Origin of the sequence: Bacillus sp. DU-106 (genome assembly GCF_004799705.1) — a bacterium.
Lineage (GTDB): Bacteria > Bacillota > Bacilli > Bacillales > Bacillaceae_G > Bacillus_A > Bacillus_A cereus.
The window spans coordinates 1736115-1762385 of sequence record NZ_CP026607.1; the positions used below are offsets into that span (position 1 = coordinate 1736115).

A 26271-nucleotide genomic window follows, 5' to 3' on the forward strand; every position below is an offset into this window, starting at 1 on the left:
TGAAAAGGGGGATGCTGTATGCGGATTTTAGTATTAGGCGCTGGTGGAGTCGGAGGATTTTTTGGTGGCAGATTAGTCGAAAAGGGAGAAGATGTTACATTTCTTGTTCGTAGTAAACGGAAAAAACAATTAGAGGAAAGAGGACTTGTAATCCGAAGTGTTAACGGGGATTTTTCCTTTCAACCGAAATTAATAACGAAAGAAGAGAGAACTTCTCCATTTGATGTCATTTTATTTTCAACAAAAGCGTATCACTTAAACGAGGCAATTCAAGATTTGAAGCCGTTTGTTGGCGAAAATACTGTAATCATTCCATTGTTAAATGGTATCGCTCATTTATCGCTATTACAAAAAGAATTCGGCGAAGAAAAAGTAATTGGCGGTTTATGCTTTATCGAGACGACGTTAAACGATCAAGGAGAAATTGTACAAACTAGCGCTGCCAACAGACTTGTGTTTGGAGAAATTAAGTCTCAAAATTCAGAGAGAGTAAAGCATATTTCTAAAGCATTTGCAGGTACGAAATCTAGTTTTGTTTTAAGTGAAAATATTACGCAAGATATGTGGCATAAATATTTATTTATTACTGTAATGTCCGGTGTGACAACGTTAATGCGTGCACCAATTGGACCAATCCGTGAAAGTGAAGGCGGCCGTGATTTTATCCGTAATGTATTTGAGGAATCTGTACAAATCATGAGAGTATTAGGAGCTCCAATAAAGGTTAATATTGTCCAGGAACATATGAAAACAATTGATAAAATTTCGTATGATATGAAGTCATCGATGCAACGTGATATGGAGAAGGGTTCGTTTATTGAAGGGAAGCACTTGCAAGGATATTTACTGGATGTAGCAGAGCAATTTTCTATAGCGGCACCATTATTAGGCACTATATATCAAAATTTAAAGGTGTATGAAGAGATGGCCTTTAACAGATCTGTAATAGAATTAGATGTATGAAAAAATAAAAAAGATAGCAATATATAAGTGTATTGCTATCTTTTTTATTTTTTGTATGACAAATTATTTATTTCTTTTCGTTCTATCTGTCAAATTTATTTCCTGTTCACGTTTACCATATAACTGATTAATTTCATTTGCTACTGCATCTAAATATGAATCGGAAAAAATAGGCTTCTTTTCTTTAGACATATGGGTCTCCTTTGCGGATTTTTTAGTATTCATTATGTATATTTCTCAGTGGATTATGCGCAATCATTTTAATTTTTTTCTTATTAAAAATTTTTGTTTACTTTTTGAAAATAAAGGAGTATTATAATCCACAGTTTCAATTTTCTAAATCGCTGAAACCGCATGGTACGGGGGACCCGTTTTTACGGATTAGTACATAATCCGATGGGGTGAATCCTTGAAAAGGTAGGGCTACTCATAGGCCCGAATCCGACAGCTAACCTCGTAAGCGTTATATTGAGAAGGAAGGTGGAGCTTGTGCGACAAAAAAAATAATGTCTACAAGTCTATTTCGCTATGGCTTGTAGACATTTTTTGTTTTCTGAGGAAATCGTTTACTGGCTGTAACAAGCAGTAAAGTTCGTACAAAATTATTGGAGAGTGGACAGCATTGGTTTCATCTATTAAAAGATTTTTAATTGGAAGACCGTTAAAATCAACGGAGCTTGGAGAACAGAAGCTTAATAAAACGAAAGCTTTAGCTATTTTATCTTCTGACGCATTGTCATCAGTTGCTTACGGTCCAGAGCAAATTTTAATTGCTTTAGCAGGTGTTGGAGCGATCGCTTATTGGTATTCCATTCCGATCGCTGTTGGGGTATTAGTATTATTGACAGCCCTTATTTTATCTTATCGTCAAATTATTTTTGCTTATCCGCATGGCGGGGGAGCGTATGTTGTATCAAAAGAAAATTTAGGGATGAATCCAGGCTTAATTGCTGGAGGATCTTTATTAGTTGACTATATTTTAACTGTTGCGGTAAGTGTGTCCGCTGGTACAGATGCAATTACGTCTGCATTTCCTAGCTTACATGCACACAACGTAATTATTGCGGTTATATTTGTTATATTAATTACGATCTTAAATTTAAGAGGAGTAACGGAATCAGCTTCCGTTTTAGCATATCCTGTTTATTTATTCGTTTTAGCATTATTTATATTAATTGGTGTAGGCATATATAATATTTTAACTGGTCATGTTTCACCCACTTTACATGCGCCGATTGGTACACCAGTTGCAGGGATTAGTTTATTTTTATTACTAAGAGCATTTGCATCAGGTAGTTCTGCTTTAACAGGTGTTGAAGCAATTTCAAATGCAATTCCGAACTTTAAAGATCCTGCGCCAAACAATGCTGCAAAAACATTGCTTGCAATGGGTGCATTACTTGCTGTGTTATTTTCAGGAATTGTGTTTTTAGCCTATTATTACGGAGTGACTCCGAGTAAAGAAGTAACAGTTGTTTCTCAAATTGCTGAACAAACATTTGGACGTAATTTCATGTACTATTTCATACAAGGTACAACAGCTTTAATATTAATTCTTGCTGCTAATACAGGTTATTCTGCATTTCCTTTATTAGCGGTTAACCTGGCAAAAGATAAATTCATACCGAGAATGTTTACGATTAGAGGAGACCGTCTAGGTTACTCAAACGGTATTATTATACTTGGAGTTGCTTCGATTATTTTAATTGTAGCTTTCCAAGGACAAACAGAACATTTAATTCCACTATATGCAGTAGGTGTATTTATTCCATTTACACTTTCTCAAACAGGAATGGTATTAAAATGGCTTCGCGAAAAGCCTGAAGGATGGGCTTTAAGATTAACGGTTAATTTAATTGGTGCAGTTATTAGTTTTATCGTAATGAGCATGTTCTTTTTAACTAAATTTGCACAAGTTTGGTCGATTCTTATTTTCTTACCAGTTATTATCTTCTTATTCCATCGAATTAAGAAGCATTATGATGCAGTGGGTGATCAATTAAGTTTAAAAACTTGTGAGCCTCTTATTCCAATTGAGGGGAATGTAATTGTCGTTCCTGTAGCAGGTATGACGCATGTAGTAGAAAATTCATTGAACTATGCGAAGTCTCTTTCGGCAGATCAAGTTATCGCTGTATATGTTGCTTTTGACAGAGAAGAAGAAAAGAAATTTGAAGAGAAATGGAAGAAGTGGCAACCTGAAGTAAGGCTTGTTACATTACATTCTCATTATAGAAGTATTATTCAGCCGCTAACGAAGTTCATTGATACAGTGCAATATAAGGCAAGTGAATCGAATTACCGCGTTACGGTCGTTATACCACAGTTCATTCCGAAAAAAGGTTGGCATAACATTCTTCATAATCAATCCAGTTTACTCATACGTGCGTATTTACTTTATAAAAGAAATGTTGTTATTACGACAGTTCCATATCATTTGAAAAAATAAGAAGATTTTTTAAGGATAGTTTCATGAAAATGAAGCTATCCTTTTTGTGTATATGCTATGCATAATTGCATATGGATTTAAAAATTATATTAATATAATTTTATCGGTTATTTGCAAGTAGTGTTTTCTGTTGTGATATGTAGATATTTCAATCGATAAAGTGAATCGGATTATATTTTGAAATAAGGACATGAAAGCTTGAAAATAAAGGGAATGAAAATACTTCTTTACGTTATATAAACAGCTGTGTTTAAATGACCTTACAGTACAAAACTTATATGAAAACAAAACGAAATTTCATATTTACGCATGTTGTTTAGTTTGAAATGAATAATATTTTTACGTAATATATTCACTATGTGAATGTGGGAATTTTTATAAAACAGAAAATTTATACAATATTATTCATACTAAACACATATGAAAAATAATAAAATGTTTTGTGACGATAAGTAAGTACTGTAGCAATACGAGAGAGGTGGTTCATACATGGATCACGGTGAGAACGTTCTCTATTTTAATCATCTCAAATTATGGGCAAGAAAATAGAATAATAAAATGCGATAGTAATAGTTGCTAATACATAGGAGGAGTTAAAGTGAAAAAGACTTTAATTACAGGGTTATTGGTTACAGCAGTATCTACGAGTTGCTTCATTCCTGTAAGCGCTTACGCTAAGGAGGGGCAAACAGAAGTGAAAACAGTATATGCGCAAAATGTAATTGCTCCAAATACATTATCCAATTCAATTAGAATGTTAGGATCACAATCACCGCTTATTCAAGCATACGGATTAATTATCTTGCAACAGCCAGACATTAAGGTGAATGCGATGAGTAGCTTAACGAATCATCAAAAGTTTGCAAAGGCGAATGTACGAGAATGGATTGATGAATATAATCCGAAGCTAATTGACTTAAATCAAGAAATGATGAGATACAGCACTAGATTTAATAGCTATTATAGTAAGCTCTATGAACTAGCAGGAAACGTAAATGAAGATCAGCAAGCAAAAGCAGATTTTATGAGTGCATATGGAAAATTACAATTGCAAGTACAAAGCATCCAAGAGAGTATGGAGCAAGATTTATTAGAGTTAAATCGATTTAAAACAGTATTAGACAAAGATAGTAACAACTTATCAATTAAAGCCGATGAAGCAATAAAAACACTGCAAGGATCAAGTGGAGATATTGTGAAATTAAGAGAAGATATTAAAAGAATTCAAGGGGAAATTCAAGCTGAACTAACTACTATTTTGAATAGACCTCAAGAAATCATTAAAGGTTCTATTAATATCGGTAAACAAGTATTTACAATCACAAATCAAACTGCACAAACGAAAACAATTGATTTTGTTTCTATCGGTACTTTAAGTAATGAAATTGTAAATGCTGCAGATAGTCAAACGAGAGAAGCAGCTCTTCGCATTCAACAAAAGCAAAAAGAGTTATTACCACTTATTCAAAAGTTATCACAAACTGAAGCAGAGGCGACTCAAATTACATTCGTTGAAGATCAAGTAAATAGCTTTACAGAATTAATTGATCGTCAAATTACAACTTTAGAAACGTTATTAACGGATTGGAAAGTTTTAAATAATAATATGATTCAAATTCAAACAAATGTTGAAGAAGGTACGTATACAGACAGTAGTTTACTTCAAAAACATTTCAATCAAATTAAAAAAGTAAGTGATGAAATGAATAAGCAAACAAATCAATTTGAAGATTACGTTACAAACGTTGAAGTACATTAAACAGAAAAATAATTAGCGATATAGGGAGAGAAGAAAAATGACAAAAAAACCTTATAAAGTAATGGCTCTATCAGCACTGATGGCAGTATTTGCAGCAGGAAATATTATGCCGGCTCATACGTATGCAGCTGAAAGTACAGTGAAACAAGCTCCAGTTCATGCGGTAGCAAAAGCTTATAATGACTATGAAGAATATTCATTAGGACCAGAAGGCTTGAAAGATGCAATGGAAAGAACAGGTTCAAATGCTTTAGTAATGGATCTGTATGCTTTAACAATTATTAAACAAGGTAATGTTAACTTTGGAAATGTATCGACTGTTGATGCAGCTTTAAAAGGAAAAGTGATTCAGCACCAAGATACAGCTAGAGGAAATGCGAAGCAATGGTTAGATGTATTAAAGCCACAGCTTATTTCAACGAATCAAAACATCATTAACTACAATACGAAATTCCAAAACTATTATGATACTTTAGTTGCTGCGGTAGATGCAAAAGATAAAGCGACTCTTACGAAAGGCCTAACTAGATTATCAAGTAGTATTAATGAAAATAAAGCACAAGTGGATCAGTTAGTAGAAGACTTAAAGAAATTCCGAAATAAAATGACGTCGGATACGCAAAACTTCAAGGGTGATGCAAATCAAATTACATCTATATTAGCTAGTCAAGATGCAGGGATTCCCCTTCTGCAAAATCAAATTACAACGTACAATGAAGCAATTAGTAAATATAATGCAATTATTATCGGTTCATCTGTTGCGACAGCTCTAGGACCAATTGCAATTATTGGTGGTGCAGTAGTTATTGCTACGGGTGCAGGAACACCGCTAGGAGTCGCATTAATTGCAGGTGGTGCAGCAGCTGTAGGCGGTGGTACAGCTGGTATCGTATTAGCGAAGAAAGAACTTGACAATGCACAAGCTGAAATTCAAAAAATAACTGGACAAATTACAACTGCTCAATTAGAAGTAGCTGGGTTAACGAACATTAAAACACAAACTGAGTATTTAACAAATACGATTGATACTGCAATTACAGCGTTGCAAAACATTTCAAACCAATGGTATACAATGGGATCAAAATACAATTCTTTACTTCAAAATGTGGATTCAATTAGTCCAAACGATCTTGTTTTCATTAAAGAAGATTTAAACATTGCGAAAGATAGCTGGAAAAACATTAAAGACTATGCAGAAAAGATTTATGCTGAAGATATTAAAGTAGTAGATACGAAAAAAGCATAATCGAATACGAATCGTTAGGGCGTTAAGTGTTGATGAATGATTTGAAGCTCCTGTTCAGTTGTGAGCAGGAGCTTTTGATATCCTTATAAAGAGAATAGGTGAAAAATATGCAGAAACGATTTTATAAAAAATGTCTTTTAGCGGTAATGATTGCTGGGGTGGCAACGAGTAACGCATTTCCTTTACATCCTTTTGCAGCAGAACAAAATGTAACGGTGCTACAAGAAAATGTGAAAAACTATTCTCTTGGACCAGCAGGATTCCAAGATGTAATGGCACAAACGACATCAAGCATATTTGCAATGGATTCATATGCAAAATTAATTCAAAATCAACAAGAGACGGATTTAAGTAAAATAAGTTCGATTAATAGTGAATTTAAAGGGGATATGATTCAGCATCAAAGAGATGCAAAAATTAATGCGGCATATTGGTTAAATAATATGAAGCCTCAAATTATGAAAACAGATCAAAATATTATAAATTACAATAATACTTTTCAATCGTATTATAATGACATGTTAATAGCGATTGATCAAAAGGATAGCGGAAAATTAAAAGCGGATTTAGAAAAGTTGTATGCGGATATTGTAAAGAATCAAAATGAGGTAGATGGATTATTAGGAAATTTGAAAGCTTTTCGCGATAGAATGGCGAAAGATACAAATAGTTTCAAAGAGGATACAAATCAGTTAACATCGATATTGGCAAGTACGAATGCTGGTATTCCAGCTCTAGAGCAACAAATAAATACATATAACGATTCGATTAAAAAGAGTAATGATATGGTCATTGCTGGTGGCGTACTTTGCGTAGCTCTAATAACATGTCTTGCTGGTGGGCCGATGATTGCGGTTGCGAAAAAAGATATCGCAAATGCAGAAAGAGAAATCGCCAATTTAAAAGATAGAATTTCAGGAGCACAAGCAGAAGTCTTAATTTTGACTGATGTAAAAAATAAAACAACAAACATGACAGAAACAATTGATGCAGCAATTACAGCACTACAAAACATATCAAATCAATGGTATACAGTAGGTGCAAAATATAATAATTTACTACAAAACGTAAAAGGAATTACTCCAGAAGAGTTTACGTTTATAAAAGAAGATATACATACAGCGAAAGATAGCTGGAAAGATGTAAAGGATTATACAGAAAAATTACATGAAGGTGTGGCAAAGTAAACAGTGGACTAATTCTGCTGTTTATTTTTTTATCTTGTTTTTTGTGAGAGTTGAACTTGCAATTATATATAAGTTTGTCATGTGTTTTATCCATGTGTGTATAAAAATCTTTTCGTTATCGCTCCCTTTGATAGAATCTATTTTTATATGGTTTTTTACCGAATTTTTTAAAAATTAAATTTTATGGCTTGATAATTCATTTAAAATGATTTAATCTTATGTCAAATGATATGTTTATCTATCAAAAATGCTTTTGTAAAGATAAAGGAGTGATTGAGAATGTTAAACGCCCCATTGATGGTAAGTCTTTAGGTACAGCAGCATTGAAAAGATTGGGAAGAACTGAGTGAGCTTTCACAATAAAGAACTCTATAACTTTATGTAGTGTTTGATACCCTTCGATTAGATTTTTTGAAAAACAAATCAATATTAATTGAATCAAAGTTTAGAAATTAAATATATGAGTAGTAGAAAAAATCCATTAGTTGTTATCATGTTCTAATAAAAAATGGGAAATGGAAATTCTGAGAAAACCTGTTCAGAAAGTAAGTTAGTGAGGGGAATTCAAAACCAATTTAATAAAAGCGAGGTAAATAATATGACTTTTGAAGAAAAATTACAAGCATATGCAGAACTTACGGTGAAAATCGGTGTCAATATTCAACCAGGGCAATACTTATTAGTCAATACATCAGTGGATGCATTGGATTTCGCCCGTATAGTTGTGAAAGAGGCTTATAAGGCTGGGGCAGGGCTTGTTCATGTTAATTTTTCGGATGAAGAAATGGAACGTGCTTACTTTGATTATGCCTCAGATGAAGAATTTAATCGCTTCCCAGAGTGGATAGTCAAAATGAATGATGAGCTGATCGAACGTAAAGGAGCACTATTAATGATAGATGCTACAGATCCTGATAAATTTACAGGTATTTCATCTGATCGTCTAGCTACCTATCAAAAGGTAGCAGGAGCTGCTCTGAGAAACAATCGCAACGCCGTAATGAAGGATTCAATAGCTTGGTCGATGGTAGCAGTTCCTTCACCAAAGTGGGCATCGAAGGTGTTCCCAGGTTTAGCAACTGAGGATCAAGTACCAGCATTATGGGAGGCTATTTTTAAAGCTGTTCGTATTGGTGACGGCAGTGCTATTGAAAAATGGCGTGAACATGTAACAAATTTAGAATCTCGTGCGGTCCTACTGAACGATAAAAAATATATGAAGCTTCACTATACAGCGCCAGGTACTGATTTAACAATTGCATTAGCACCACAGCATAAATGGGTTACTGGAGGTGGTAAAACTCCTGATGATACTATCTTTATGGCTAATATGCCGACAGAAGAGGTTTATACGTTACCGATGAAACAAGGTGTAAATGGCTATGTAAGCAATACAAAACCATTAGTTTATCAAGGGAATATTATCGATGGCTTTAAACTGACATTTGAAGAAGGAAAAATTGTTAAAGCTGAAGCACAGGTAGGACATGATTTATTACAAGAGCTTATTAATGTGGATGAAGGCTCTTGCTATTTAGGTGAAGTAGCACTTGTACCACATGAATCACCAATTTCAGCATCGGGAATTTTATATTTTAATACATTGTTTGATGAAAATGCATCGAACCATTTAGCGATTGGTAAAGCTTATCCAACTTGCTTAGAGGGTGGAAGAGATTTAGAAAACGATCAGCTTGAAACGTTAGGGGCAAATATTTCAGTAACACATGAGGACTTTATGATTGGCAGCAGTGAGATGGACATTGACGGTATTCTACCAGATGGAACTGTAGAACCAATTTTTCGTAAAGGTAGCTGGGCATTTTAAGTTTTTAATTTGAATAAAGGAGTAGAGTGGATGAAACGGTTACTAAGCATAATTGGTGCAACTATATAGGTGTTTCATCTGCTTTTGCTTAGGCTGAAAACTACCTCTTTAATTAGAAGTAAAATGCATGCAAAGGAGATAGGCCAATGAATTTCTGGGAAGTTGTTTTGATAGTAGTGAATTTTAGTCTATTGAGTTGGATACTGTTAATAGGCAGAGAAACGAAAAAGTGGTCTAAATTAGCTACTTTGATTGCCGTTGTAATGGTTACAGTTCAGTTATTGGCAGAAGGTTTTAGGTGGCAGATGATTCCGGCATATGTATCCCCAGTTATCTTAATTTTATGCTATTTATTAGCTGGGCGGAAAAAGGGCTTTAGAAGTTCGGGTATATTCATAGTTAAGACTTCGTTACTATGTATCTATTTGTCTGTAGCAGTTGCGCTACCCTTACTTATGCCAGTATTTTCATTTGAAGAACCAACTGGTCCACATAGGGTCGGTACGAAGCTATATCATTGGGTTGATCATCAGAGAAATGAACCATATTCAAAAAATCCAAACGATCGGCGCGAACTGATGGTGCAAATTTGGTATCCTGCAGCTGAAAAAAGCAAGGGGGATCCAGAACCTTATATTCGTAACATAAATGAGCTCTCCAAGGGATTGGAAAAAACATTGTCTATTCCTGCATTTGCATTCAGCCACATGGAATTGGTAAAGTCTCATTCGTTTATGGATTTACAACTCTCAGACTCAGAGAATCACTATCCCATATTACTCTTCTCTCATGGTTTTAATGGTTTTCGTAATCAAAACACGTTTCAAGTTGAGGAGTTGGCTAGTCAAGGATATATTGTTCTAAGTATCGATCATACCTTTGATGCTGCAGCTACCGTCTTTCCAGGTGGTCGAACTGCTTACGTACAGCCCATAAATTTAACTGATGAAGGAGATAGTCACATAAAATTATGGGAGGAAGATGTCAGCTTTGTCCTTAATCAGATAGAGAAACTTAACGAAAACGATGAGACCGGTTTCTTTACAGGAAGACTGGATACCTCGCGAATTGGAATGTTTGGCCACTCTTACGGTGGAGCTACCGCAGCACAAATACTTGCAAAAGATTCTCGTGTCAAAGCAGCTATCAATATGGATGGTACATTGTATGGTGAAATCTTGCCTGAAAGTGGCATTGGAAAACCATTTCTGCTCATGAATGCAGAAGAGCCTGATGAAGCAGATCCCTTTGAAGTGAGGGAGCGATACGGACGCGGGTTAGCTGGCGGTGGTATGTCAATGGTCATTCCTCATACGGATCATACAAGCTTTACCGATTTACATTTGTTCTCACCTCTGTTGCAGAGCCCAGGTGAAAATCCAAAGGAAGTTCATCGTATTATTAACGAATTCAGCCTGGCATTTTTTGACCAGTATGTAAAACAGAAGGATGACGGCTCAACCCTTAAAAGGCTGATAACCCAATACCCGGAAGTGAATTTTAAAATAAACCGATAACTTTATGCAGAAAGTAACTCGTACCATTTCCTTTGGCTCTTGTATTTATTACATTAAAGAATTTAATTTCTTCATCGTTATCTAAATAATGAAATGCTAAAAATGAAACATTCAAAGTACTATCAGTTTCAGGAATATAATTCTTTTTGAAAAGCTACATTCAGCAGCTGGACACTTTATTTGAGATTGTTTATTATAATATCAAATGATATATTTATCTATCAAAAATGACGACTTTATACAGAAAAAGGGAGAGATTGACGATGAAGAAAGACTTGTCAGCGTTGAAGGAAGCGAGATTTAATGCAATTCTTGATTCAGCTACTATATTGCTTGTTGAAAATCCTACTGCTTCGATGAATGAAATTGCGGAATATGCGGGAATTGGAATTGCTACACTCCATCGCTACGTCGAAAGCAGGGAGAAATTGATGCTGTTCTTGGGCCATCGGGCTATACAACTGGTAAGTGATACTGTAAACCAGATTCCACTGGATGAGGAAAGAAGCGAAAACTATATCCCGGAACTTATTGAAGCGTTAATCCCTTTAGGTGACAAAATCTATTTTCTAGGTCATGATGCATCTGTATTTAACAACAAAGAATTAGGTGAAGCAGAAGAGAAGCTGAGGGAACCCTTAAGACGCGTTATTGAATTGCTACAACAAAGAGGTTACTTTCAGCAAACAGTTAGCAGTGAATGGATTTTGAATACGCTTTATGCTCTGCTTTTCCATACCTGGGAACAGGTACATGAAGGAAATGTGGCTAAAAAATCTGCTGCAGAGCTTGTTTTAAATACATTTTATTATGGTTTCAAAGCTAAGGATGAATTGAGAGGGAAGTGAACTGATTCAAATCCATGATAATTAATATTAATAATATAGAAAGTGAAAAGGAGCAATAGGATAATGAATAAAATCTCTATTGTAAAGGCTGTTCATCAATCCATGGTCGGCGCCCAGCTAAATGTAATGGCATTGGAATACATGGCGTTTCCACTTGCAGGATCTGAGGAGAAGAACACAGTCGATTGGACATTTTGTAAGCTATGGCGGCAGGAGAACAACCGTTTTAGTCATCAATACGCCTATGAAGCTCAAATGGACGGGAAAACTTTAGGGATGATTACTTGCTATCCCATACCCGTTTTAAATCGTCTTGCCTGGCCCACTTTTAAACAGCTGCTTTCGTTCCGAAAGCTAGGTTTTGTTGTTTATAACATTCTGAATATCAAAATGCTTTATTCCATGTTTACCTTGAAGGAGGGAGAAGATGACGAGTTTCACATCGGAACAATTGCCTTACTGCCCGAAAGTCGAGGACTAGGGATAGGTACCAGATTAATTGAGTTTGCTGAGGAACAAGCTTCGCTGCAAGGCTTTGCCAAATGTTCTCTGACGGTAAAGAAAGAGAACCAACTTGCCATTAAATTGTATCAGAGGATAGGCTACCAGATTACAGGTGAAATCAATAAACCAAAGTTATCGTTGTACAGAATGGTCAAAAACGTAGAACCTTACAACCATTTATAAAAAATTTGTACAGTATTAGAGGGTACCAGCACATGCCCATAAGCTTAAGGATTCAAAATTACCCCAAAGTAAAAAATGTACATTTTTTACAAGTTAACACAAAATTTTAGCTTGATAGTGATGGGATGAGGCTTCTATATAAAAAAACACAGTTTACACTCAAACTGTGTTTTTTCGACGTATAATGCTTTATCAACATCTCTTTTTATTCTTTAAAATCTGCAACAGAACCAGGCCCCTCCTCAAAGTATAAATTCCAAGGGAGGACCGTTTTTTAATTTACTTATATACGTACAGCTGTACCACTGATAGCAACCATTAACATTCCATCACGTACAACTTCGTAATCTACGTCAATACCAACGATAGCGTTCGCACCTTTTTGTTTTGCAAGTTCTTTCATTTCGTCCATTGCAATATCACGAGCGTCTTTTAGCTTACTTTCATAAGCACCAGCACGGCCACCGACAACATCACGAACTGAAGCGAATAAATCGCGGACAATGTTTGCGCCCATAATAGCTTCACCATTTACAATATCAATATACTCAATAATTTCTTTACCTTGAATTCCAGAAGTTGTTGTTACAATCATGACCGACACTCTCCTAATAAGTTGTAGTTTTGATAAGATTTCTTATGCCTTAGAAAAAGTGGTTCTGGTACCAAAAATACTCGATAGAAACATAGAGTATTTTTGCATCAAAACCTTCAATTACATATGTCTTGTTATGACATATGCAATTAAATAAAAGGAATAAAATTGTTTAACATATGTATCGCTATAACATATGCAAGGGATCTATTAGAAATAAGATAAGCCGCAGTAAGCATCACCGTGCCAGGTAAATATATAGCAAGATCCGAAAGTTGATTTGAATGAAGACCTGCAAAAATTATAATCGAAACGATGGATGCAATAGCAGTACCAACATATTCCGAAAAACGATTTACTAATATATGACGAAATATAATTTCTTCAATTATTGGTCCTATAATCCCAAATAGAAGTAATGTGAATATAATAGGCATCTCTGCGCCATTTGTAAGGATCTGTTCTTGGTTCTCTGGCTGACCTGTATTTAGAAAATGCATAATAGAATTTTCCACAATTATCATAAGTAAAACTACCATAGGAATGCTTACTATTTTCAAAATTGTTTTCTCTTTAAAATAAGTAAAACTTTCAATAATTTCTTTCCTAAAGAAAATGATTCCTACAATAGCAGGTACAGTCAAACCGATGGCACTAAGAGCAAATTCTGATTCAACTAAGTTGCTGTTAGTTAAAAGGGAGATGCCAAATAATATGAACAAGCCAATTTGAAGTAGTGCAAACAGTATATAAACTATTAGCATAACAAGTTCTTTTGTATTCATTTTTATAAAGCTCACTTTATTACCTCCATAATGAAATTACTTAGAATCTTTGATTTTTCTTGTTGCATTAGGTTCTCCTTCTAAAATATATTTATTTAACACCGAACCGGACCGTTCGGTTCGGAAACTAATGATACTATAAGTTTCTAGTTTTTTAAACCCCTTTTATAAATTATTAATAAAATAAAAATGGTAAATAACAAATATATTTATATCTCAGTTGCTTATTTACAAGCAAATTTCAGTACTCATTAATTTTTGACAATTAGCTTTTTATAGAATGAAGTGATAAGGCTTTTAACTGCAAGGACTGCGGGAGATATCCTAATATACGAAGTGAAAGTGGGAGTAGTTCAAACACTTTAGCTAAACATATTAATAAAAATTATATATAATAATCATAGTCTATACGTTAAAATTAACTATATATTTTTACACCTTCTACGATTGTAGGTGAAATTAGTTGTATAACAGGACTGAATTAAATAATTGGACATGTTAATTTTGACAGAAAATTCATTTTAATGATATAGGTAATACAATTTGATTACCTCTTTTCAAACTGTATGGTTTGAGGTTCACATAATATAGGGATGGATAATATATTTTTGTTCCAAACTTATTTATACTTACAAAAAAATTCAAGAAAATAGATGGTAAATATCACCTGGAATATTAAGCTCGTTTTTATTAGGAGGATTACAAAGTATGACTAAAGTTGATAAGATTAAAGAAAAAATTATTGAAACATCTTTATATTTATTTAATACTAATGGGATAACTCGCACATCCATACAGGATATAATGACAGCTACTGAACTACCTAAAGGATCTATTTATCGTAGATTCAAAAGTAAAGAAGAAATTGTCCTTGCTGCCTATGACAAAAGTGGTGAGATTATGTGGAGTCATTTTCATAAAGCAATGGAAAATAAAAAGACAGCAATCGATAAAATTCTTGCAATTTTCCTTGTATATCAAGATGCAGCTAATAATCCTCCTATTGCTGGAGGCTGTCCATTACTTAATAGCGCAATTGAAAGTACTGGAGTATTTCCAGAATTACAAAAAGCAGCAGCAAAAGGTTATGATGATACAGTAATGTTAATGGCTTCTCTCATAAAAGAAGGAATAGAGAAACAAGAACTTAAAGAAGATATAGATATTATATCGCTCGCTTCTTTTCTTGCATCTTCAATGGAGGGAGCTATTATGGCAAGTCGCGTATCTAACGATAATATACACCATCATTATTTTATTGAACAAATAAAACATCATCTTTTCTCTTATTCTAAATAAGTGAGAACTTGCAGTGTTTCCATCCGATTTTTATAAACTTAAATTGAATAAATACCCCTTATGAACAGTATCTTTTGTTTATGAGGGGTATTTGAATAGCTTTTAGACGATGTTTCATGTTTCTTATTGAACGGCTTTGTTATCGTTACTACAGGAAAAGCAATAAAGAATTACATATAAACCGATTTATATGTTTTAAGTGTTTCTATATTGGGTTTGTAAATCTACACAATAAGGTTTCATTGTATATAATAAGTGGAATAGAAGTTCAGTTAGATAAAATTCGGTAGTCGAATTTTTTTGCATAAAGCTGTATAATGCTTGTAACGAAAGGGAAATACAGGAAGGGATTTGTAATGAGTTACTATGGAAAAAGATAAACAACAATTAAGCGTTGAAGTTGCAAGATTATATTATCAATCAGATTATAGTCAGCAAGAAATTGCTAATAAATTAAATATTTCAAGACCGACGATTTCTAGATTGTTAAAGTACGCGAAAGAAAAAGGGTTTGTTCAAATTAGCATCGCTGATCCATTTGCTGATTTAGATAACGTCGGGAATTTACTGAAAGAAAAGTACAACTTGTTAGAGGCACATGTGGTATTTTCTCCAGTGCCGGAATATGCAACGATTACAGAGTATATAAGTAAATATGCTGCTGAGTATATGGAAAAGACGGTTAAAAACGGTGATATTGTTGGTGTAAGCTGGGGCATGACTATGTATGAAATCGCTAGAAAAATCGTACCGCAACATGTAAAAGGGGTAGAGGTTGTCCAGCTAAAAGGTGGTATTAGTCATTCAAGTGTAAATACATATGCGAATGAGACGATAGCTTTATTTGCAGATGCTTTTCAAACGACGCCAAGAAATCTACCTCTTCCAGTTATATTTGATAATGCAGTGACAAAAGAATTAGTGGAGCAGGATCGACATATTCATCACATTATCGAAATGGGAAAACAAGCGAATATTGCAATTTTTACTGTAGGAACAGTGCGAGACGAAGCGTTATTATTCCGATTAGGTTATTTCGATAAGGATGAAACAAATTTACTCAAAAAACAATCGGTCGGTGACATTTGTTCACGTTTCTTTGATGGAGACGGAAATATTAGTAGCGAAGAAATCAATAAGCGTACCATTGGAATTGAGTTAGAGGAACTGAAATTAAAGAAACGCTCTATTTTAGTTGCAGGTGGTAATAGAAAAATAAAAGCAATTGATGGTGCGTTACGTGGCGGGTATGCGAATGTATTAATTATCGATCAGCATACAGCAAAAGAACTGTTACATTATCAAAAAGGTTAGAAATAAAAGGAGTTCTCAAAATGTTAATTTTGAGAACTCCTTTTATTTTGTTATGTATGAATGATAGGAGTCTTTTTTGAACACAATTTGCCTTTTTAAAAATAATTATGGATATGGAGATACATACTACCATTGTTAACATAGAAAATTTGATTATATAGGAACTGTTCTTTGTTAGAATGCGCTTTATTTACTACAAGAAAATGCTTTTTAAAAAAGAATGAACAAAATTTCAAAAGTGTATTTACATTTGTTCAACTAAGAGTTAGAATGAAGTTGTTAAAAGATATGAGGAGTGAAGATAATGAACATTGCAAAGTTAATTGACCATACAATTTTAAAAGCTAATACTACTAAAGAAGATGTTATGAAAGTAATCGAAGAAGCAAAGGAATATAAATTCGCTTCTGTTTGTATTAACCCAACATGGGTAAAATTAGCGGCTGATGAACTAGCTGGACATGATGTAGACGTTTGTACTGTAATCGGTTTCCCATTAGGAGCAAGCACTACTGAAACAAAAGCATTTGAAACAAAAGATGCTATCGCAAAAGGTGCAACTGAAGTTGATATGGTAATCAACGTAGGCGCTTTAAAAGATGGCGATAACGAATTTGTTGAAAAAGACATTTATGAAGTAGTACAAGCAGCAAAAGGAAAAGCTCTTGTAAAAGTAATCATTGAAACTTGCCTATTAACAGATGAAGAGAAAGTACGTGCTTGTGAATTATCAGTAAAAGCTGGTGCTGATTTCGTAAAAACTTCAACTGGATTCTCAACTGGCGGAGCAACTGCTGAAGATATCGCATTAATGCGTAAAACAGTAGGACCAAACGTTGGTGTAAAAGCATCTGGCGGTGTTCGTACACGTGAAGATGCAGACAAAATGGTAGCTGCTGGAGCTTCTCGCGTTGGAGCAAGTGCTAGTGTTGCAATCGTATTAAATGATGCAAAAGGTGCTACAGATAACTACTAATCGATAAAAGCTTAAAGCAATAGATATACGTTTAAAGTATATCTATTGCTTTAATAATTGAAAAAAATGTAAGCGGATACGAATGGGAGGAAACGGCTTATGAAATACTTAATCGGTGTTTTTGGCCTCGTATTGATTTTAGGTATCGCTTGGCTTGCTAGTAATGATAGAAAGAAAGTCAAATATCGTCCAATCATAACGATGGTTATATTACAATTCATTTTGGGGTTTCTATTATTAAATACAAGTGTAGGGAATATATTAATTAGCGGAATAGCAGATGGTTTTGGAGAGCTATTAAAATATGCCGCTGACGGTGTGAATTTCGTATTTGGTGGATTAGTAAATCAAAAAGAGTTTTCGTTCTTTTTAAGTGTATTAATGCCAATCGTATTTATATCAGCCTTAATAGGTATTTTGCAACATATTAAAGTATTACCTATTATTGTGAAATCTATCGGTCTAGCATTAAGTAAAGTAAATGGAATGGGGAAACTAGAATCATATAACGCTGTTGCATCTGCGATTTTAGGACAATCTGAAGTATTTATTTCAGTTAAGAAACAACTAGGGTTATTGCCAGAGAAAAGAATGTATACATTATGTGCATCAGCAATGTCTACAGTTTCTATGTCTATCGTTGGATCATATATGGTGTTATTAAAACCACAATATGTTGTAACCGCTTTAGTGCTTAACTTATTCGGTGGTTTCATCATTGCTTCTATCATTAACCCATATGAAGTTACTGAGGAAGAAGATATGTTAGAAGTACAAGAAGAAGAGAAGAAGACCTTCTTTGAAGTATTAGGGGAATACATTATTGATGGATTTAAAGTTGCGATTACAGTAGCAGCTATGTTAGTCGGTTTCGTTGCTCTTATCGCATTCATTAATGCAGTATTTAAAGGTGTAATCGGTATTTCATTCCAAGAAATTCTTGGTTATGCATTTGCACCATTTGCATTTATTATGGGTGTACCTTGGCATGAAGCAGTTAATGCCGGAAATATTATGGCAACAAAATTAGTATCAAATGAATTTGTCGCTATGACAGATTTAGCACAAGGAAACTTTAATTTCTCAGATAGAACGACAGCGATTATCTCTGTATTCTTAGTTTCATTTGCAAACTTCTCTTCAATTGGGATTATTGCAGGGGCAGTTAAGAGCTTAAATGAAAAGCAAGGGAATGTAGTCGCAAGATTTGGTTTGAAATTACTATTCGGTGCAACATTAGTAAGTTTCTTATCAGCAACAATCGTTGGCTTATTATTTTAATAGATTTATATAATATAAAAAGGAATGGTGATTGTAATGAGAATGGTAGATATTATTGCAAAAAAACGTGACGGCAAAGAATTAACGACTGAAGAAATCAAATTCTTTATTAATGGATATACAGACGGAAGTATTCCTGATTATCAAGTGAGTGCGCTTGCAATGGCAATCTTCTTTAAAGATATGACAGATCGCGAACGTGCAGATTTAACGATGGCGATGGTTGAGTCTGGAGAAACGATCGACTTATCAGCAATTGAAGGAATTAAAGTAGACAAACATTCAACTGGCGGTGTTGGTGATACAACAACATTAGTATTAGGACCGTTAGTAGCTGCTTTAGATGTACCAGTAGCAAAAATGTCTGGTCGTGGTTTAGGACATACAGGCGGAACAATTGATAAATTAGAAGCGGTAGAAGGATTCCACGTTGAAATTACGAAAGAACAATTCATTGATATTGTAAACCGTGACAAAGTAGCTGTTATTGGACAAACAGGAAACTTAACACCTGCAGATAAAAAGATTTATGCATTACGCGACGTAACAGGAACTGTTAACTCAATTCCTTTAATCGCAAGTTCAATTATGAGTAAAAAAATTGCAGCTGGTGCTGACGCAATCGTACTTGATGTAAAAACAGGTGCTGGTGCATTTATGAAAACAGAAGAAGATGCAAAAGAATTAGCACATGCAATGGTACGTATCGGAAATAATGTAGGACGTCAAACTATGGCTGTTATTTCAGATATGTCACAACCACTTGGTTTTGCAATTGGTAACGCTCTAGAAGTGAAAGAAGCGATTGATACGTTAAAAGGTGAAGGTCCAGAAGATTTAACAGAATTAGTACTCGTATTAGGAAGTCAGATGGTCGTACTTGCGAAAAAAGCAAATACATTAGAAGAAGCTCGTGAAATGCTAATTGAAGTGATGAAGAACGGAAAAGCAACTGAGAAGTTTAAAGAGTTCTTAAGCAATCAAGGCGGAGATAGTTCAATTGTAGACAATCCAGAAAAAATGCCACAAGCGAAGTATGTAATTGATGTACCTGCAAAAACTTCAGGTGTTATTTCTAACATTGTTGCAGATGAGATTGGTATTGCAGCTATGTTACTTGGTGCAGGTCGTGCAACGAAGGAAGATGAAATCGATTTAGCAGTAGGATTAATGTTACGTAAAAAAGTTGGCGATGCAGTAAAAGAAGGCGAGCCTTTCGTAACAATCTACGCAAACCGTGAAAATGTAGAAGATGTAAAAGCAAAAATTTATGAGAATATTTCTATAGCTGAAACAGCAGTGGCTCCTAAATTAGTTCATACAGTTATTACTGACTAATCATCATTTCATTTACTTTGAGGGGGAAATAATATGGATAAGAAAAAATATATTGAAGAAGCAAACAAGATGTTATCGAAAGCGTATATTCCGTATTCTAAATTTCCTGTTGGCGCAGCGTTAGTTACGAAAGAAGGGAAAATCTATACTGGTTGTAATATAGAAAATGCTTCTTATGGTTTATGTAACTGTGCAGAAAGAACAGCAATATTTAAAGCGGTATCAGAAGGGGAGCGCGATTTTAGTTACTTAGTTATTACAGGAGAAACTGATGGACCGATTTCACCATGTGGTGCGTGTAGACAAGTAATTGCTGAATTCTGTGATCCGAAAATGCCTGTATTACTAACGAATGTAAAAGGTGATGAAAAAGAAGTGACTGTTGAGCAATTACTTCCAGGTGCTTTCACAATTGACGATTTAAAATAAGTTAAAAAGCCATTTTGCAATTATTAATTGCAGAATGGTTTTTTTTGTTCATATTCCGTTCATAAACTTTGCGTAAAATGATTGCAGCGAATATGGAAAGTTTACAGCAGGAGGAATATAATGAAGAAATTCTATAATGCGGCATGTAGTTACTTATTGGTTTATGATTTTGCTAAAAAAGTCATTTAAATAGATAGGAGTGGAAAGTATGATAGCACTTTTATCAAGTGTCGTAGCAGTTTGTATGGCTGTTGGGGTAATGTTTCTACGTTTTAAAGCAGCGAAAAAGCCGGTAACGAAAAAGAAAATTATATTGCCGCCAATTTTTATGAGTACAGGCGCAATGATGTACTTTTTACCAGAGTTTCGATTAACATCGTTAGAAATAGTCGAGGCAATTAGTATAGGGCTTATTTTCTCTATTTTTCTTATTAAAACAACTAAGTTCGAAATAAAAGGCGAACATATATTTATGAAACCGTCAAAAGCATTCATATTTATTTTAGTAGGCTTATTAGCTGTACGCGTGGCATTAAAGTCATATTTAAGCCAATCAATTGATTTGGCAGAGTTAAGCGGAATGTTTTTCTTACTTGCATTTGCGATGATTGTGTCGTGGAGAATTGCGATGTATCGCTCGTTTACTAAATTAGAAAAGACAATAAACAGAGCTGGAATTTCTATATAGGAAATCCAGCTCTGTTTATGTTTTATTAAAATTCTTTAGCGCGGAACTCATTTGCTTAATTTTAAACGTATTTGAGCATCTTGTAATGCGGCTGGTGTAACGTTAAGACCATTTTGATCAACAATTTTTGTGTTTAATAAAATGGAATCTAAGCTTCCACGAAATGTTTGTGTATAGTTTTGACGCAACATTTGTTGTTCTTGTTTTTCATCAACTGTTAATCCAGTTGCTTTTTCTTTTTTGGACAATTCGTTAATACGGAATAAAATATTTTTCATTTGTTTCACCTCTAGTTAGATTTAATTACATTAGCTACTTACTAATGTATAGTTATTTTAACCTATCTTTTAATAAGTGTCAATGTCTATAAAATGCCTTGTTTTGTAAGTGTATGGGGTGAGAGAGAATGTAAATGACTACTAATACTTGAAATAGAAAAGATGTTAATATACAATACTGTGGTAGGGTATATTAATTTGTTGTTTTACATTATGAAAGCAATAAGCAAAAAGGAGTATGTAATAATGAATGCAGTAATTTCAAAGAAAGAAACAATCATCTCATATACGATTGCTATTTTATTTATTTTAGCCATGGTAACAGCGGGTGTGTTATTAAATGATCCGGAAGTTATTCTGCCGGAAATAGCAGCGATGGCAATTGCTTTATGGGCGTATCGTGAGCCAGGATGGTTAAGGCAACCAGAAAAAATCTTCATTGCACCTTCAATAACAGCTGTGATTGGTTTTATGGTGAATCAAATGGATATTGCTTATTTAGGGAAAGTAAGTTTAACGCTTGTATTCATGATGCTTTTTTTACGTGTAATTCAATCCAATTTAGCACCATCTATTGCGACAGGTTTATTACCATTAGTAACAAATGCGACGGAATGGTCATTTGTTATCGCGGTATTCGCTTTAACATTTATTTTAATGGTTGGTGTTCTTATATTTAAATTGAATAACGGTATTAAGCGAAAAGTGCAAATACAGTATAAATATATGACTGTATTTCTCATACTAAATTTCGTATGGATTAGTTTATGTTGGATAACTGGTTATGAACAATTAGCAGTTATTCCACCAATATTAGTTGTTGTATATGAATCACTTCAAAAGCCGATGTACAATGAAAAAATGGCTTTTAAACAAATAGTAGTATTAACTACATCTGCAACTGTTGGAACAATATTGTACTTTGCGATTGATTCATGGATTGTAGTCACTTTATTAAATATGATATTAATGCTTATTTTATTAAAAATTGTTGGTGTACGTATTCCAGCAGTGTATGCATTTCCATTATTGCCGCTCGTATTTCCAGATGGAATGATAAAGATGTTACCAGTAGCTTCATTTGTTGCGGGAGTATTTTTATTTGGTGCAGTACTACTGTATAAAAAGTGGGAGATGAAGCAAAAGGGCATGGCAATGTAGATAGAGTAAAGATAGCTTTTAATTAGTAAAATAAATAGACACCTGTGAGTGTCTATTTATTTTATGAAAAATTTAGTTTAATTCATTTAAGTAATGAACAAGTTCCGATGCTTTAGAGAAAAATGGAGAATGATCAGCTTCTAAAGTAATAATTTTCTTGCAAGGTGTTTCTGTATTCATTCGGCGCTGAAAATCAATTGGAATCGCTCTATCTAGAGTCGTTTCAATATAAATGCGATCTATGGCTCCAAAGTTTTCTTCAGATATTTTCAGCTCTTGTTGGAAGGGTCCTAGTGGTTGAGGACGCATTTGATTAAAAGATGCTTCTTTAATAGAACCGTCTTCTGTAGCATTTAAAAATGTTTGTTCAATTAGATTAGGTATAAGTTCAGCAGTCAAGTCATTTTCATTTATAGTGAATTGCGGGCCATCTTCTCCGTCTAATTTACTACCAAGACTTTCTCCATTTCGTGGTAAGAAAGCACAAAGATATACTAATTTATCGATTTTATTTGGTATAAGTTCAGCAGTTTGAGTAATAACGATTCCACCCATACTATGTCCAACAAGAATAACCTTTTCATTTTGTTGATTTATATTAGCTGTTACTGCATCAACATAGGAATCTAACGTTATATTTTGTGAAGGAGTTGTATCTTTCCCACTTCCAGGTAAGTCTAGTGTAATAACAGTGTGACCTAAAGCCTCTAGTTGAGGTTTTACTAATTCCCATGCCCATTCACCTTGCCATGCTCCATGTACTAAAATGTAAGTACTCATTTAATCAACACTCCTCTAGGGTATATAAGTTTCATCTATTTGTAATATTGATGATGTATACTCAGTGTAAATGAAGTGGTTTCATAAATATAATGAAGGTTATTTATAGATGATATAAATATATTTTATATAAGGAGAACAGAATGAATGTTTTTGATTTTAAAGTCTTTACATATGTGGCTCGTTTAAATAGTATTAGTCTGGCAGCAAAGGAATTACATATGACACAGCCAGCAATAACCCATATTATTAACAAATTAGAGAAACGATATGCTATAACGTTATTTGATCGCTCTAGACAAGGAACGATTCTAACTGAAAATGGAAAAGAATTTTTAGTTGGTGTGAATCGACTTCTAATGGAGTATGAAAAACTTGAGGAAACAGCTTTCCAGTTGAAGAATAAAAGCTTGTATAAAATTGTACTAGCTACGTATCCTTCCGTTACTGTATATTGTTTGGCGGAGTGTATTCAACTAGGGAATATTGATCATAGTCAATATGTACTTGCAGTTCGAGAAGGAAGCTATCAAGAAGTGTTAGATTGGCTATCATCAGGTAGTGCAGATTTTTCTATTTCTATAAAAGAAAATTTAATACAAGGATTTCATTATGATGTCATTGGTGAAGATCCGTATGTTATGGTTTCTTCAAAAAAAGTTCCGCCTAACCTTACTATTAATGATATAAAAAATTATCCTTTTATTATGCCGCTTTCTGGTTGCAAAGAAGTGCTCGAACCGTATTTGATGAAAAATGAAATAACAGTTAATAAAGTGATGGAGTCAGAATCAATTAGTTCAGCATTAGCACTTACTATACAAGTTAATGGCATAACAATCGTTCCGTTATCAGGACTACATAAGCAAATTATTAATGATTTCATTGTGCAACCGATAGAAATTACAATTCCACGACAACTTATTATGCAATGGTCACCTAAAAAAGAGAATGACCCGCTGCTTCTCGCGTTTGTTAAGAATTTATTAGCTCAACTACAGCAAAAGAAAAAATGAATATAATATTACAAAAGATAAGCTCATTTCACTAGAGCTTATCTTTTGTATGTATTACCAATAAAGAGCAGTATCATAAAATCCGATTAAAATAAGGAGAAAACCAGCTATACGCTGAATGCTATTTCCTATTTTCCTGCTCTTCTTTAGTAATGCCCCGTTTAATCCCAGATAGGAGATGAAGGACATTAATACGACGATAGGAAGAGCAGTTCCTATCGAAAAGAACGTTGGAAACAAGTACCCGTAATTAAATGATAAAGATAAAGGGATTAACGTTCCAAAAAATAGAACGAACATAGTCGGACAAAAAGCTAAGGAAAAGAAGAATCCGAGTAAAAATGAACCAACTTCATTTTGATTTCGTATAAATTTAATCGAGAAGAAATATCTTCTTTTTATAATACCTGACAACAGTAGCCCCATTAAAATTAATAGGGGTCCCATCATTTTTCGTAACCATGGAAAATACAAAGTCAATATTTGCTGAATCTCTTTTCCTAAAAACCATACTAATAGTCCAAGCGTCGTAAAAGCCATTATTTTTCCTAAAATGAATAAAAGTATATGTTTCCATACATGTTCCTTTTGTAAAGATTGGTTGCTATAAAGTGTAATAGCACTAATGTTTCCTGTTAATTGGCAAGGAGCAAGGGTACCTACTATGCCTAATAAAAACGAAAATAAAAGAGGTACAGATTTCGTAGCATTCGCGGCATCCATTAAAGGAGACATGAGTTGATAGCTCCATTCACTAATTGTTGAAAACACGTTATATTCACCCTTCTACTTAAATTGGAATGTTCCTTCATTAGCAATCTGCTTCCACGTATTACCCTCATCTGTAGAGAGGAATACATTTGATTTCATTGTAGCAAATACGATTTCGGCTGAATTTTGAGGGTTTTGTGAAATATACATAATTGCATCTTTAGAATCTAAAGGTGGAATTTGTATGTTTGTTTCTTCATTTGTAGCAATGGATTTCTTCGTTACGATTTGCTTATTGATAGGCGCATAAATAACATCTTCATTACTTAATGTAATTGCGGTCGATTCAAGTGATTTAGCGAATATTTCAAACGTATTTCCGTAATCTGTAGATAAATAAACACCATCTTTAGTACTTACCGCGACTACACTAGATTGATCTGGATGTACTGAAAAGGAGTGGATTGCACTTGAAAGCCCCTTCAATTTACTAGTTTTCCATTCTTGTCCATTGTTCGTACTGAAGTAAAAACCTTGTTGCAATTTAGAATTTGGACGTTCATTGTATAAATAAATTGTTTCCGTATTATATCCGACAGCAAGGTTATGAAAATCAGATTCTCCATAAAAAGCTAGCTTTTCGAGAGTATTACCACCATCAGAACTTTTCATTAATCCTAAAGGATTTTTTAAATTTGCTCCTGGTTCAGGATGACCGCTGGCAAAGAACCCGTTCTTCGTTGCTTGAAAGCCCATATAATCATGTAGTCCAGTTTTAGCTTCAAGCCATTTGCCATTTTGATAAACTTTTATCCCGCTATGAGTGGCGATAGAAACCCCAGACATATTTCCTGCATAGCCAATTCCGTGAATGTGCTCGATTTTTCCAGATGTAATTTCTTTATAGAAGTCTTGCGGACTCGTATTTGCTGTTTCTATATTTTTTGGTTGAGATTGCGCCGTTTCTTTTTTCACTGGTGCTGTTTCGACGTTGCTAGAACATCCTGAAATTATTAATAAAGAAGTAATTGCTAACCCTGTTGCTACATAATGTTTCAAAGTTATGGCTCCTTTCCTATATATGAGATTTTAAGTATATGGAATAAATATCAAGAAATTGTGGAGTGGTATGCATA

Annotated in this window: 25 protein-coding genes and 1 riboswitch; of the genes, 18 read left to right on the forward strand and 7 right to left on the reverse strand. The window is 34.1% G+C overall.

Annotation, left to right across the window (positions count from 1 at the left end; genetic code table 11):
- Positions 1–18: 18 nt before the first annotated feature.
- Positions 19–963: a 2-dehydropantoate 2-reductase gene (gene panE, locus C3Y97_RS09015; RefSeq protein WP_086404227.1), complete on the forward strand. Its 945-nt coding sequence runs from the start codon at positions 19–21 to the stop codon at positions 961–963.
- A 63-nt stretch (positions 964–1026) separates the two neighbouring features.
- On the opposite strand, the gene C3Y97_RS28255 is transcribed toward panE, so the two are convergent.
- Entirely contained in the window at positions 1027–1155 is a 129-nt protein-coding gene (locus C3Y97_RS28255) for a hypothetical protein (protein ID WP_000031873.1), read from the reverse strand.
- A gap of 140 nt (positions 1156–1295) precedes the next feature.
- Positions 1296–1441: riboswitch (cyclic di-AMP (ydaO/yuaA leader) on the forward strand.
- A 144-nt stretch (positions 1442–1585) separates the two neighbouring features.
- On the opposite strand from C3Y97_RS28255, the gene C3Y97_RS09020 reads away from it, so the two are divergent.
- From C3Y97_RS09020 to C3Y97_RS09055, 8 genes are all read left to right on the forward strand, one after another.
- Positions 1586–3412 (forward strand): APC family permease, encoded by a 1827-nt coding sequence (locus tag C3Y97_RS09020; protein ID WP_000254887.1) that lies wholly within the window; start codon positions 1586–1588, stop codon positions 3410–3412.
- A gap of 598 nt (positions 3413–4010) precedes the next feature.
- Entirely contained in the window at positions 4011–5171 is a 1161-nt protein-coding gene (gene nheA / locus C3Y97_RS09025; protein WP_000751828.1) for a non-hemolytic enterotoxin NHE subunit A, read from the forward strand.
- A gap of 37 nt (positions 5172–5208) precedes the next feature.
- Entirely contained in the window at positions 5209–6417 is a 1209-nt protein-coding gene (nheB, locus tag C3Y97_RS09030; RefSeq protein WP_000162975.1) for a non-hemolytic enterotoxin NHE subunit B, read from the forward strand.
- A 107-nt stretch (positions 6418–6524) separates the two neighbouring features.
- Complete coding sequence (gene nheC / locus C3Y97_RS09035) at positions 6525–7604, forward strand: non-hemolytic enterotoxin subunit C (RefSeq protein ID WP_136363282.1); 1080 nt, start codon at positions 6525–6527, stop codon at positions 7602–7604.
- A 598-nt stretch (positions 7605–8202) separates the two neighbouring features.
- Positions 8203–9432 carry an aminopeptidase gene (locus C3Y97_RS09040; RefSeq protein ID WP_000141967.1) on the forward strand — a complete coding sequence of 410 codons (1230 nt, stop codon included), beginning with the start codon at positions 8203–8205 and terminating at the stop codon, positions 9430–9432.
- A gap of 146 nt (positions 9433–9578) precedes the next feature.
- Entirely contained in the window at positions 9579–10949 is a 1371-nt protein-coding gene (locus tag C3Y97_RS09045) for an alpha/beta hydrolase family protein (protein WP_001012297.1), read from the forward strand.
- 263 nt (positions 10950–11212) lie between these two features.
- Positions 11213–11797 (forward strand): TetR/AcrR family transcriptional regulator, encoded by a 585-nt coding sequence (locus tag C3Y97_RS09050; RefSeq protein WP_000710981.1) that lies wholly within the window; start codon positions 11213–11215, stop codon positions 11795–11797.
- A 63-nt stretch (positions 11798–11860) separates the two neighbouring features.
- Positions 11861–12484: a GNAT family N-acetyltransferase gene (locus C3Y97_RS09055; protein WP_001033856.1), complete on the forward strand. Its 624-nt coding sequence runs from the start codon at positions 11861–11863 to the stop codon at positions 12482–12484.
- Positions 12485–12767: 283 nt separating this feature from the next.
- Here the strand turns inward: C3Y97_RS09055 and C3Y97_RS09065 are convergent, their stop codons facing one another.
- Positions 12768–13079: a heavy metal-binding domain-containing protein gene (locus tag C3Y97_RS09065; RefSeq protein ID WP_136363284.1), complete on the reverse strand. Its 312-nt coding sequence runs from the start codon at positions 13077–13079 to the stop codon at positions 12768–12770.
- Positions 13080–13228: 149 nt separating this feature from the next.
- Positions 13229–13879, reverse strand: a complete 651-nt coding sequence (locus tag C3Y97_RS09070) for a CPBP family glutamic-type intramembrane protease (protein WP_000008141.1) — start codon at positions 13877–13879, stop codon at positions 13229–13231.
- A 693-nt stretch (positions 13880–14572) separates the two neighbouring features.
- Between C3Y97_RS09070 and C3Y97_RS09075 the strand changes: the two genes are divergently transcribed.
- From C3Y97_RS09075 to C3Y97_RS09105, 7 genes are all read left to right on the forward strand, one after another.
- Positions 14573–15163: a TetR/AcrR family transcriptional regulator gene (locus tag C3Y97_RS09075; protein ID WP_000169640.1), complete on the forward strand. Its 591-nt coding sequence runs from the start codon at positions 14573–14575 to the stop codon at positions 15161–15163.
- A gap of 366 nt (positions 15164–15529) precedes the next feature.
- Positions 15530–16477: a DNA-binding transcriptional repressor DeoR gene (locus tag C3Y97_RS09080; protein ID WP_000409781.1), complete on the forward strand. Its 948-nt coding sequence runs from the start codon at positions 15530–15532 to the stop codon at positions 16475–16477.
- Between the two features lie 304 nt (positions 16478–16781).
- Positions 16782–17453: a deoxyribose-phosphate aldolase gene (gene deoC / locus C3Y97_RS09085; RefSeq protein WP_001017440.1), complete on the forward strand. Its 672-nt coding sequence runs from the start codon at positions 16782–16784 to the stop codon at positions 17451–17453.
- 99 nt (positions 17454–17552) lie between these two features.
- Positions 17553–18734, forward strand: coding sequence for a NupC/NupG family nucleoside CNT transporter (locus tag C3Y97_RS09090; protein ID WP_000876188.1), 1182 nt, complete (start codon positions 17553–17555; stop codon positions 18732–18734).
- 36 nt (positions 18735–18770) lie between these two features.
- Positions 18771–20072, forward strand: a complete 1302-nt coding sequence (locus C3Y97_RS09095) for a pyrimidine-nucleoside phosphorylase (RefSeq protein WP_001983022.1) — start codon at positions 18771–18773, stop codon at positions 20070–20072.
- 33 nt (positions 20073–20105) lie between these two features.
- Positions 20106–20501, forward strand: a complete 396-nt coding sequence (locus C3Y97_RS09100; protein ID WP_000358533.1) for a cytidine deaminase — start codon at positions 20106–20108, stop codon at positions 20499–20501.
- Between the two features lie 208 nt (positions 20502–20709).
- A complete protein-coding gene (locus C3Y97_RS09105) occupies positions 20710–21189 on the forward strand; it encodes a CcdC family protein (protein WP_000561074.1) in 480 nt (159 codons plus the stop codon).
- Between the two features lie 47 nt (positions 21190–21236).
- Here C3Y97_RS09105 and C3Y97_RS09110 read toward each other — a convergent pair whose 3' ends face one another.
- Positions 21237–21467, reverse strand: a complete 231-nt coding sequence (locus C3Y97_RS09110) for a DUF896 domain-containing protein (protein ID WP_000789783.1) — start codon at positions 21465–21467, stop codon at positions 21237–21239.
- A 246-nt stretch (positions 21468–21713) separates the two neighbouring features.
- Between C3Y97_RS09110 and C3Y97_RS09115 the strand changes: the two genes are divergently transcribed.
- The gene (locus C3Y97_RS09115) at positions 21714–22628 is read left to right on the forward strand and encodes a membrane protein (protein WP_000994724.1); all 915 of its coding nucleotides are present in this window, start codon (positions 21714–21716) and stop codon (positions 22626–22628) included.
- A 72-nt stretch (positions 22629–22700) separates the two neighbouring features.
- Here C3Y97_RS09115 and C3Y97_RS09120 read toward each other — a convergent pair whose 3' ends face one another.
- Complete coding sequence (locus tag C3Y97_RS09120; RefSeq protein ID WP_000109165.1) at positions 22701–23408, reverse strand: alpha/beta fold hydrolase; 708 nt, start codon at positions 23406–23408, stop codon at positions 22701–22703.
- Between the two features lie 143 nt (positions 23409–23551).
- Here C3Y97_RS09120 and C3Y97_RS09125 point away from each other — a divergent pair, with 143 nt between their 5' ends.
- On the forward strand, positions 23552–24424 hold the full coding sequence (locus C3Y97_RS09125) for a LysR family transcriptional regulator (protein WP_136363286.1): 873 nt from the start codon (positions 23552–23554) through the stop codon (positions 24422–24424).
- A gap of 54 nt (positions 24425–24478) precedes the next feature.
- Here the strand turns inward: C3Y97_RS09125 and C3Y97_RS09130 are convergent, their stop codons facing one another.
- Both C3Y97_RS09130 and C3Y97_RS09135 read right to left on the reverse strand, forming a co-directional pair.
- Positions 24479–25195, reverse strand: coding sequence for an urease accessory protein UreH domain-containing protein (locus C3Y97_RS09130; protein ID WP_000493100.1), 717 nt, complete (start codon positions 25193–25195; stop codon positions 24479–24481).
- 15 nt (positions 25196–25210) lie between these two features.
- On the reverse strand, positions 25211–26194 hold the full coding sequence (locus tag C3Y97_RS09135) for a F510_1955 family glycosylhydrolase (RefSeq protein ID WP_025687216.1): 984 nt from the start codon (positions 26192–26194) through the stop codon (positions 25211–25213).
- Positions 26195–26271: the final 77 nt, after the last annotated feature.

What these genes read in the sequence shown, in the direction of transcription:
- panE (WP_086404227.1), top strand. Translation starts at nt 19, where the DNA reads ATGCGGATTTTAGTATTAGGCGCTGGTGGAGTCGGAGGATTTTTTGGT.
- C3Y97_RS28255 (WP_000031873.1), bottom strand. Translation starts at nt 1,155, where the DNA reads ATGTCTAAAGAAAAGAAGCCTATTTTTTCCGATTCATATTTAGATGCA.
- nheB (WP_000162975.1), top strand. Translation starts at nt 5,209, where the DNA reads ATGACAAAAAAACCTTATAAAGTAATGGCTCTATCAGCACTGATGGCA.
- nheC (WP_136363282.1), top strand. Translation starts at nt 6,525, where the DNA reads ATGCAGAAACGATTTTATAAAAAATGTCTTTTAGCGGTAATGATTGCT.
- C3Y97_RS09040 (WP_000141967.1), top strand. Translation starts at nt 8,203, where the DNA reads ATGACTTTTGAAGAAAAATTACAAGCATATGCAGAACTTACGGTGAAA.
- C3Y97_RS09045 (WP_001012297.1), top strand. Translation starts at nt 9,579, where the DNA reads ATGAATTTCTGGGAAGTTGTTTTGATAGTAGTGAATTTTAGTCTATTG.
- C3Y97_RS09050 (WP_000710981.1), top strand. Translation starts at nt 11,213, where the DNA reads ATGAAGAAAGACTTGTCAGCGTTGAAGGAAGCGAGATTTAATGCAATT.
- C3Y97_RS09055 (WP_001033856.1), top strand. Translation starts at nt 11,861, where the DNA reads ATGAATAAAATCTCTATTGTAAAGGCTGTTCATCAATCCATGGTCGGC.
- C3Y97_RS09065 (WP_136363284.1), bottom strand. Translation starts at nt 13,079, where the DNA reads ATGATTGTAACAACAACTTCTGGAATTCAAGGTAAAGAAATTATTGAG.
- C3Y97_RS09075 (WP_000169640.1), top strand. Translation starts at nt 14,573, where the DNA reads ATGACTAAAGTTGATAAGATTAAAGAAAAAATTATTGAAACATCTTTA.
- C3Y97_RS09080 (WP_000409781.1), top strand. Translation starts at nt 15,530, where the DNA reads ATGGAAAAAGATAAACAACAATTAAGCGTTGAAGTTGCAAGATTATAT.
- deoC (WP_001017440.1), top strand. Translation starts at nt 16,782, where the DNA reads ATGAACATTGCAAAGTTAATTGACCATACAATTTTAAAAGCTAATACT.
- C3Y97_RS09090 (WP_000876188.1), top strand. Translation starts at nt 17,553, where the DNA reads ATGAAATACTTAATCGGTGTTTTTGGCCTCGTATTGATTTTAGGTATC.
- C3Y97_RS09095 (WP_001983022.1), top strand. Translation starts at nt 18,771, where the DNA reads ATGAGAATGGTAGATATTATTGCAAAAAAACGTGACGGCAAAGAATTA.
- C3Y97_RS09100 (WP_000358533.1), top strand. Translation starts at nt 20,106, where the DNA reads ATGGATAAGAAAAAATATATTGAAGAAGCAAACAAGATGTTATCGAAA.
- C3Y97_RS09105 (WP_000561074.1), top strand. Translation starts at nt 20,710, where the DNA reads ATGATAGCACTTTTATCAAGTGTCGTAGCAGTTTGTATGGCTGTTGGG.
- C3Y97_RS09110 (WP_000789783.1), bottom strand. Translation starts at nt 21,467, where the DNA reads ATGAAAAATATTTTATTCCGTATTAACGAATTGTCCAAAAAAGAAAAA.
- C3Y97_RS09115 (WP_000994724.1), top strand. Translation starts at nt 21,714, where the DNA reads ATGAATGCAGTAATTTCAAAGAAAGAAACAATCATCTCATATACGATT.
- C3Y97_RS09120 (WP_000109165.1), bottom strand. Translation starts at nt 23,408, where the DNA reads ATGAGTACTTACATTTTAGTACATGGAGCATGGCAAGGTGAATGGGCA.
- C3Y97_RS09125 (WP_136363286.1), top strand. Translation starts at nt 23,552, where the DNA reads ATGAATGTTTTTGATTTTAAAGTCTTTACATATGTGGCTCGTTTAAAT.